8 protein-coding genes are annotated in these 7,985 nt (G+C 44.2%); 5 read left to right on the top strand and 3 right to left on the bottom strand.

The features are described 5' to 3' along the window. A partial coding sequence (locus tag F6K37_RS26950; RefSeq protein ID WP_287253435.1) for a hypothetical protein occupies positions 1–280 on the bottom strand: 280 nt, incomplete at its 3' end. Between the two features lie 332 nt (positions 281–612). Here F6K37_RS26950 and F6K37_RS26945 point away from each other — a divergent pair. The 4 genes from F6K37_RS26945 to F6K37_RS26930 are packed head-to-tail and all read left to right on the top strand — an operon-like array spanning position 613 to position 7,123. Continuing rightward, a complete protein-coding gene (locus F6K37_RS26945) occupies positions 613–2,190 on the top strand; it encodes a CHAT domain-containing protein (protein WP_287253434.1) in 1,578 nt (525 codons plus the stop codon). Next, positions 2,183–3,526 (top strand): VMAP-C domain-containing protein, encoded by a 1,344-nt coding sequence (locus tag F6K37_RS26940; protein WP_287253433.1) that lies wholly within the window; start codon positions 2,183–2,185, stop codon positions 3,524–3,526. The genes F6K37_RS26945 and F6K37_RS26940 overlap by 8 nt, the downstream gene beginning before the upstream one ends. Before the next feature lies 1 nt (position 3,527). Then, the gene (locus tag F6K37_RS26935; protein ID WP_287253432.1) at positions 3,528–4,529 is read left to right on the top strand and encodes an AAA family ATPase; all 1,002 of its coding nucleotides are present in this window, start codon (positions 3,528–3,530) and stop codon (positions 4,527–4,529) included. Next, entirely contained in the window at positions 4,526–7,123 is a 2,598-nt protein-coding gene (locus F6K37_RS26930; protein WP_287253431.1) for an SAV_2336 N-terminal domain-related protein, read from the top strand. The genes F6K37_RS26935 and F6K37_RS26930 overlap by 4 nt, the downstream gene beginning before the upstream one ends. A 27-nt stretch (positions 7,124–7,150) precedes the next feature. On the opposite strand, the gene F6K37_RS26925 is transcribed toward F6K37_RS26930, so the two are convergent. Continuing rightward, the gene (locus F6K37_RS26925; RefSeq protein ID WP_287253430.1) at positions 7,151–7,369 is read right to left on the bottom strand and encodes a hypothetical protein; all 219 of its coding nucleotides are present in this window, start codon (positions 7,367–7,369) and stop codon (positions 7,151–7,153) included. A 1-nt stretch (position 7,370) separates the two neighbouring features. Between F6K37_RS26925 and F6K37_RS26920 the strand changes: the two genes are divergently transcribed. Further along, positions 7,371–7,640: a hypothetical protein gene (locus F6K37_RS26920; protein WP_287253429.1), complete on the top strand. Its 270-nt coding sequence runs from the start codon at positions 7,371–7,373 to the stop codon at positions 7,638–7,640. A 161-nt stretch (positions 7,641–7,801) separates the two neighbouring features. Here F6K37_RS26920 and F6K37_RS26915 read toward each other — a convergent pair. Continuing rightward, on the bottom strand, positions 7,802–7,985 hold a 184-nt coding region (locus F6K37_RS26915), incomplete at its 5' end, for an HNH endonuclease (protein ID WP_287253428.1).

The raw sequence follows: 7,985 nt of genomic DNA, 5'->3' as shown, positions 1-7,985 counted from the left end.
CAGGGAGTAGGGAGTCGGGAGTAGGGAGTAGGGAGTCGTTGTCAAAGTAGAACTGGCATCTTGCCAGTGATTGTAGAAGTAGAACTGGCATCTTGTCAGTGATTGTCAAAGTAGAACTGGCATCTTGCCAGTGATTGTAGAAGTAGAACTGGCATCTTGCCAGTGATTGTAGAAGTAGAACTGGCATCTTGCCAGTGATTGTAGAAGTAGAACTGGCATCTTGCCAGTGATTGTAGAAGAACTGGCATCTTGCCAGTGATTGTAGAAGTAGAACTGGCATCTTGCCAGTGATTGTAGAAGTAGAACTGGCATCTTGCCAGTGATTGTAGAAGTAGAACTGGCATCTTGCCAGTAGTTCTACAAAAGCTTATAGCGTTTATAAATAGGTCATGAACAATCTTCCTAATTTTTAATAACACTAAAAAATCATCCAAACTCTTTCCTACTGCTCCCTTTTTCCATAACTCCTATGTTCACAAATCAAATATAAACCCTATAATTAGCCGTAAAAATGTTAAGCTAAGGGTGTTCTGCTGGCGATACCAAAGAAAATCAGATGATATACTAACTAGAGTTAATTTTCGCCATAGCTGATAAGGTGCAAATCTTGGAATGACACTGCTGGAACTGCGATTTTATCCCATTGAAGGCAAGCAAGATTGCTTCAAAGTGACTGTGGAGGGTTCATCAGGAGAAGTCCATCATGAACCTGGTCTGCCTTTTCTGGATAGTCAGACTCCCGATGTCCAGGACAGACGTTTCACGGTAGTTAAGATATTAGAGTCAACTAAGTTCAAAGAGGATAACTTTTCGGAAGATGAGCAGGCTTGGATGGTACGTGAGCAACTGCTGCTACCGGAGCGGAATGCTTTTGAGCCTGACTACTTGGCTACTATTGGGCGTAAGCTCTATCAACTATTAGGTCAAGACATTCAGCAGGTGATAGAGACAGCGGTAGCAGAGGCTAAACGCGATCGCATTTTCTTACATATTCGGTTGCGGTTTCCAGCAGAAGACCCCAAACCTGTCCGCTTTAGTGATTATCCTTGGGAATTACTCCATAACCAGTACGGATTTCTAGCCCACCAAGGGGTGACCTTCTCGCGCTATATTGCCTATCGTAGTCCTTGTCCTAATTTACCCCGAGTTGAACGGCTCAATGTCTTGTTGATTTCCTCTGGGACAGGAGATCAGAGAATGGGAATGCCATATTTACCTGATGTTGAACCAGATGCGATCGCAAACGGATTGCAACAGGCTCAGGAAAAAGGGCACATCCAACTGGAAATTTTAGAATCTGCTACACTCAAAGCACTCCGCAGGCGGTTGTCAGAGCGCCAAACCTCAGCAGTGCCTCAGGTTCTGCATTTTGATGGACATGGCTTTTTTGGCAAGCGCTGTAATCAAGTAGAGTGCAGAAAGACTTATAACCACAAGGCAACTCAGTGTGAATGCGGTGCCCCATTGGGACAAGCTCAAGGTTATTTGGTATTTGAAGACTCAGATGGTAACGCTGATTATGTCAGTGCCAAAGAACTGGGAGAACTATTGGGTAATTTGCAGCGTTGGGAGCAACCCCATTCAGAACCGGGAATTGCTTTAGTTGTTCTGAGTGCTTGCCAAAGTGCCATGTCTCGTAAGAGTGAGTCTGTCTTCAATGGGGTGGCACAGAGTTTGATTGGTGGAGGTATTCCTGCTGTAGTAGCGATGACCTATTCCATCAGAGTCGATGCCGCTAGTGCGTTTGCGGAAGAGTTTTATCATTCAGTGGGGGAAAAAGAGTCATTAGCGATCGCATTGGGTCGGGGACAAAGTGCTATGGGTATTGAAGGGAATCAGTGGTATCGTCCGGTGCTTTATCTGCGTTGGGAGGATAATGAGGGAGGACAGTTGTTTAAATCCGTTGAACCTGATGCGGTGACTCAGGAAAATTCACCTTTACAGAAAGTCCCTTCAACTACTAAAAGTAAGGTTCGCAAAAAACCTTCTAGAGTTAAACAGCTCAGAATAAAAAGCCTTAAGCAAGACCTCGAAAAGTTAGAGCAAGACTACACAGATTTTGCAGAAAAGCTGCGTCGTGAAAGTAATCCTCAGGAGCGAAATAATCTGGAGTTACAGCTGGAAAATCTAGCTAACGATATGGAGAAAATTGAACAACAGCTTCATGAACTAGAAAATGGGGATGAGTAGAGCTAAAAAACTCCTGATTGAAAGCCTGGAGTCTGACCTAAATAAGCTAGAAAAAGATTACAAAGACGTTGACGAAAATAAGCGCTTTACCAGCAATCCTCAGGAAAAAAATAATCTGCAATTACAGCTTGACAATATCCTTAAGGAGATGGAGAAGATTGAACAACAGCGTAATCATCAACTAAAGCAGTTAGAAGAAACAAAAGATAATACACAAGCTTTACTAAAGTTGTTAACTACCTTTGAAAATAAAATCTTAAAATATTGCCAAAGGGCATACCACGCTTGTTCTCCTGAGGATTGGCCTAATCCTGTACCAGATAATTTAACAGGGATTTTTGAAGATTTAAAAAAGATGCCCCAAGGAAGCTCGGAATATACCAGAATTGAGCGCTGGGTGGGTTACTTAGTCACAGATTCCGAACTGCCTCGATCATTGTCTAATCAGTTAAAGGAATGGTGTCAGCAGAATATCGAGGGATATTCAGAGTTGTTGAGAGAGGTAGATAATAAACCAAAAAGTACCAACTCTTATTTAATGGTAGTTGTTCAGGCTAGCAACCAAAACTTAGTGAGCAATCCAAATAAAGAAGAGCAGTATTTTGTTGATGCTTGGTTTAGGCAAAATGATAGTGTTATAGATTGTGATTCACTTTCTAATCCTGGATCTTTTCCGGAAACCGTTACGGCTGATCAGATACCGCAAATCCTCCAATTATTCTTAGATGTTAGTACTAAATATTCCTGGAGAAACTTAACGATTGAATTATTTCTTCCCCTTGCTCTGATGAATCAAGCGGTTGATACTTGGGAAATTGATGATGAATTTGGTTTTCCGACACCAATTGGCTGTCATTATCAGGTATTAGTTCGTTCAGCAGAGCGATTGTTACAAACTTACAGTCGTCACAAAGGGTGTTGGCAACAAAAGTGGGATTTCTTCCAACAACTAAGTCAAGGCTCTGCCTGTAATGCTTTTGTGTCAGGTGATGGTCAGGATTTGAAAGTATTGTTTGTCCAATTAAGTAAAAACAATATTATTGGACTTAAACTGGTAAAGGCTCCTTTACAGGTAGGTAAAGGTAGTGTATTTGCCGTAATCCTGAAAGCAGCTATCCCCGTAGCCTTATGGTTAAGGCAGAATTTATCCAACAATTGCCAAAAAGAGGTTGATGGACTTCTAAACTGTTGCTGTGTTCATGAACTACCTGAAGTAGTCAAAAATAAACGCTTAGACCATTTCCCTACCGCTCCAGATACTCACATTGGACAGCATCTTTCCTTATTATGGGAAGACCCCAAGCGCTTGCCCCCTAGTATCGAATACTCTATGTGATATGAATAATTGGAAAATATTTCAAGGCACTGGCAAACCTATTGATGGGGAAATTAACGAGCTATTACCCCCTCCACCGAGTTGGCGTCAGTTTGATGGGAATATCAACAAGGCGCAACGACGGGGTGCTACCTTTCAGGCTCGTTCTGAAGAAATTGATTTAGTCAATGCAGCCCTTTACCTGCGTCGTCCTTTATTAGTAACCGGAAAACCAGGTTCTGGAAAAACATCCTTAGCTTATGCGGTTGCTTATGAGTTAAAATTAGGTGAAGTGTTATACTGGCCGATTACAACCAGGACAACCTTGAAGGATGGTCTTTATTCCTATGATGCCATCGGTCGTCTACAGGATGCTCAGCAACAGGATAAGACTAATCAGGATAATCTCAAAGAAATTGGTAACTATATTCAACTTGGCCCTTTGGGTACAGCACTATTACCATCAGATAAGCCGCGATCGCTACTGATTGATGAAATTGATAAAAGTGATATAGACTTGCCTAATGATTTGCTTCATGTGTTTGAAGAGGGAGAATTTCAGATACCCGAATTAGTTCGGATTTCAGAAAAGTTGGAAACAGTACCAGTACGAACCGCTTATAAAGATAAAAATCAGCCAACTGCCAAAGATATCAAAGTTGATATCACAGAAGGACGAATACGCTGTAAAGCGTTTCCCTTGCTAATTCTAACTAGCAATGGAGAACGAGACTTTCCGCCCCCCTTCTTGCGGCGCTGTCTGCGGCTGAATATGAAGGAACCCAATGATGTAGAGTTAGAAAAAATTGTGGCAGCTCATTTGGGTACAGAGCCGGAGATTGCCAAACAAGCTCAGGAGTTAATTGAGCAATTTCTGGAAAAACGTAAAGAGGGAGATTTAGCAACCGATCAACTCCTCAATGTTATTTACTTGATGACTCGTGAATTTTCGCCCACTGGTCAAGAAAAAGAAAAATTAGTTGAACAATTACTTAAGTATTTAACCAGCAGCGAGGATGGATGATGAAACCAGAAACTTTGGGTATCGCTGCACTAAATTCTCACCTCAAACGGGCTGAGTTAGATTTAGATGCTCAACAAATTGTCGATATCCTCTGGTTAGCTGTTCAAATCCTTAAGCTTGAGGAAAGTTCCCTCAAGGAAACACCTGCTGTTCAAATCGCTGAGGTTGAGGAAACTTCCCTTAAGGAAACACCTATTGAAGATTCTCAAACTGTTATTGAAACCAAAACTAAAACGCCTAAAACGCAGCCTGATGCTAAATTAACACCACCCATTAAATCTGCTTCTATTCCACCTACTGCCTCTGCTCATCTTCCCCCTTCCTCACCCCATAACTCAACAGATAACTCAACAGAGAAAACGGTATCTAAAGGCATTCCCTTTCAAGCACCCGCTGCTCCAGCATTACGCCAAACTCTAGGGTTAGCAAGGGCGTTGCGTGCCCTGATGCGGAAAGTTCCCTCTCAAACTCAGACGGTTCTTGATGAAGAGGAAACCGTTACCCAGATTGTGGAAAAAAAGATTTGGACACCTGTACTCAAGCCAGCACCGGAACGCTGGTTAGATTTAGCACTGGTGGTGGAGGAATCCCGTTCAACAGTCATTTGGCAAGAAATAATCGCTGAGTTTCAGAAACTGACTGAACTTCAAGGCGCTTTTCGAGATGTTCGCACTTGGGGCTTAAAAACTGATCATGATGGGGTAATCAAGCTATTTCCCAAGGGTAACTTCTCAGGAAATAAACAAGGTTTCCGCAGCCCAAAGGAATTATTAGACCCCGCAGGTAGGCGATTAATCCTGTTAATTAGTGATTGCATATCTCCAATCTGGCGTCAAGGTAAAATCCATGACCTGTTGAAACTCTGGTCTAATGCAGGCTCCCTAGCCATTGTACAACTCTTGCCAGAACGGCTGTGGGGACGAACTGCACTAGGGGCTGGGTTTCCCGTGCAATTAAGTGCTTTAGCACCAGGTATCCCCAACCCTCAGCTCCTAGTCGATGGACTACCAGTTTGGGAAGATGTCGATCTTGCCAACAGTTTAACCTTACCTGTGGTTACCTTAGAACCTGATTCTCTCAAACAATGGTCGCGAGTGGTGGCTGGGGTAGGGAATACCCAAACCGCTGGGATTTTGTTGGAGTTATCTTTAGTCGCGTCTTTACCCCAAGCTTTATCAACAGCTCAAAATCAACTATCTGCAGTAGATTTGGTGAAGCGATTTCGGACAACAGCATCCCCAACAGCAAGACGTTTAGCGGGATTGATGGCAGCAGTTCCTGTCAGTTTGCCTGTGGTTTATCTTATCCAAGAAACTCTGCTACCAGAGTCGATGCAGGTTCATGTTGCTGAAGTATTCATGAGTGGTCTTTTACAACCCGTTTCCTCTCAAGGGGAGATAGTTCAGTATGAGTTTGTCGAAGGAGTCAGAGACTTACTAGTAGACTCCGTTCCGATTCCAGATGTTGATGCAGTCTTGGAGGAAGTTTCCCAATATATTGCCCGCAAATTCGGTATATATATTAAGAATTTTACAGCTTTGCTGTCTGCCGATTTTAAGTGGGATAAAGTTACTCAACAGAAGATAATGCCTTTTGCCCAGATTACTACTCAGGTTTTGCATCGCTTGGGAGGAGAGTATGCTACTTTAGCTGAACACTTGGAACGCATTTCTAGTCACTCTTCAGATGCATCAATAGACATTGAGCTAGAACCTTTTGACTTTGAAGTGGCAACTATTGAGTTGAAACAAACAGGCTGGTTGAGAAAAGAAACAGAACTAATTATTAACCGTCATCAGCAACAAGCTGATGGTTTTACCCAAGACTTAGGGAATGGCATTGAGTTAGAGATGGTTGCCATTCCCGAAGGGAGCTTTATCATGGGTTCCCCAAAAACAGAAGAGGGGCATAGCAACAGTGAAAGTCCCCAGCATCAAGTCACCGTTAAATCCTTCTTCATGGGCAAATACCCAATTACCCAAGCCCAATGGCAAGCTGTGGCCGCCCTACGCCAAGTCAAAACAGAACTTAAACCCAATCCATCCTATTTTAAAGGGAAAGACCGACCTGTAGAGCAGGTCTCCTGGTATGATGCGGTGGAATTTTGTGAGCGGCTGTCCCAGTATACGAAACGGCCTTATAGCTTGCCCAGTGAAGCCCAGTGGGAGTATGCTTGTCGAGCAGGTACAACGACTCCGTTTCATTTTGGTGAGACCATTACAACCGACCTAGCTAACTATAATGGCAACTATACTTATGGGTCTGGTTCCAAAGGCAAATATGTTAAGGAAACAACCCCAGTGGGGAGTTTTGGGGTGGCCAATGAGTTTGGACTCTACGATATGCATGGGAATGTGTGGGAGTGGTGTGCAGACCATTGGCACTCACACTATCAAGGTGCCCCGACAGATGACAGTGCCTGGCAATATGATAATGAAAATTATAATTATCAGCGGCTGTTGCGGGGCGGTTGTTGGGTTATCTCCCCTCTTTACTGCCGTTCTGGGTCTCGCCACAAGTCTTATCCAGCCTTTGGGCACCTCGACACCTATATTGGTTTCCGTGTTATGTGTGGGTGTGCGTGGACTCTTTAGCCCTTTACCCTTTTGCCCTCTTGCCCTTTACCCTGTTTTCCCTTTTCCCTTTCCCCTCCGTAGAACTGGCATCTTGCCAGTGGCCCGGGAATAAGCCCTGGGTAGAACTGGCATCTTGCCAGTAGCTGGGTAATAAGCCCCGCGTAGAACTGGCATCTTGCCAGTGGCAGGAATAGGCATCTTGCCAGTGGCAGGAATAGGCATCTTGCCAGTGGCCGGGTAATAAGCCCCGCGTAGAACTGGCATCTTGCCAGTGGCTGCAGAAGATTCCCTGTGTAGAACTGGCATCTTGCCAGTGGCTGCAGAAGATTCCCTGTGTAGAACTGGCATCTTGCCAGTGGCTGCAGAAGATTCCCTGTGTAGAACTGGCATCTTGCCAGTGGCTGGGGAATCGGCTCTGCGTAGAACTGGCATCTTGCCAGTGGCTGCAGAAGATTCCCTGTGTAGAACTGGCATCTTGCCAGTGGCTGGGGAATCGGCTCTGCGTAGAACTGGCATCTTGCCAGTGGCTGGGTAATAGTCCCTGTGTAGAACTGGCATCTTGCCAGTGGCTGCGGAATAAGCCCTGGGTAGAACTGGCATCTTGCCAGTGGCTCCAGAAGTTAGAGTCGATGTCCCCTATTAAGGGGAGCACCTCTCCTGTCATACCGTACGTGCAACTTTCGCCGCATACGGCTCCTAAGTATCTTTTTGGCTACTGTGTATATATTGGTGGCAGCTTTGATGGACTGCTGTTAGGTTTTTAGGGTTCCAGTTGTCATGATTTCCATCTATGTGATGGAGGTGTACAACTTCATCGCTTAGTAACCTGTGTCCGCAATATCCACAGCAATGGTTTTGCTTTTTCAGGGCTTTAGAGGTA

The organism is Moorena sp. SIO4E2 (assembly GCF_010671945.1).
Lineage (GTDB): Bacteria > Cyanobacteriota > Cyanobacteriia > Cyanobacteriales > Coleofasciculaceae > Moorena > Moorena producens.
This window is presented reverse-complemented; position numbering and strand designations above follow the sequence as displayed.

Bases quoted from the DNA above. Each gene is read 5' to 3' on its own strand.
- F6K37_RS26945 (WP_287253434.1), top strand. From the start codon at position 613: ATGACACTGCTGGAACTGCGATTTTATCCCATTGAAGGCAAGCAAGAT.
- F6K37_RS26940 (WP_287253433.1), top strand. From the start codon at position 2,183: ATGAGTAGAGCTAAAAAACTCCTGATTGAAAGCCTGGAGTCTGACCTA.
- F6K37_RS26935 (WP_287253432.1), top strand. From the start codon at position 3,528: ATGAATAATTGGAAAATATTTCAAGGCACTGGCAAACCTATTGATGGG.
- F6K37_RS26930 (WP_287253431.1), top strand. From the start codon at position 4,526: ATGATGAAACCAGAAACTTTGGGTATCGCTGCACTAAATTCTCACCTC.
- F6K37_RS26925 (WP_287253430.1), bottom strand. From the start codon at position 7,369: ATGCCAGTTCTACGCGGGGCTTATTACCCGGCCACTGGCAAGATGCCT.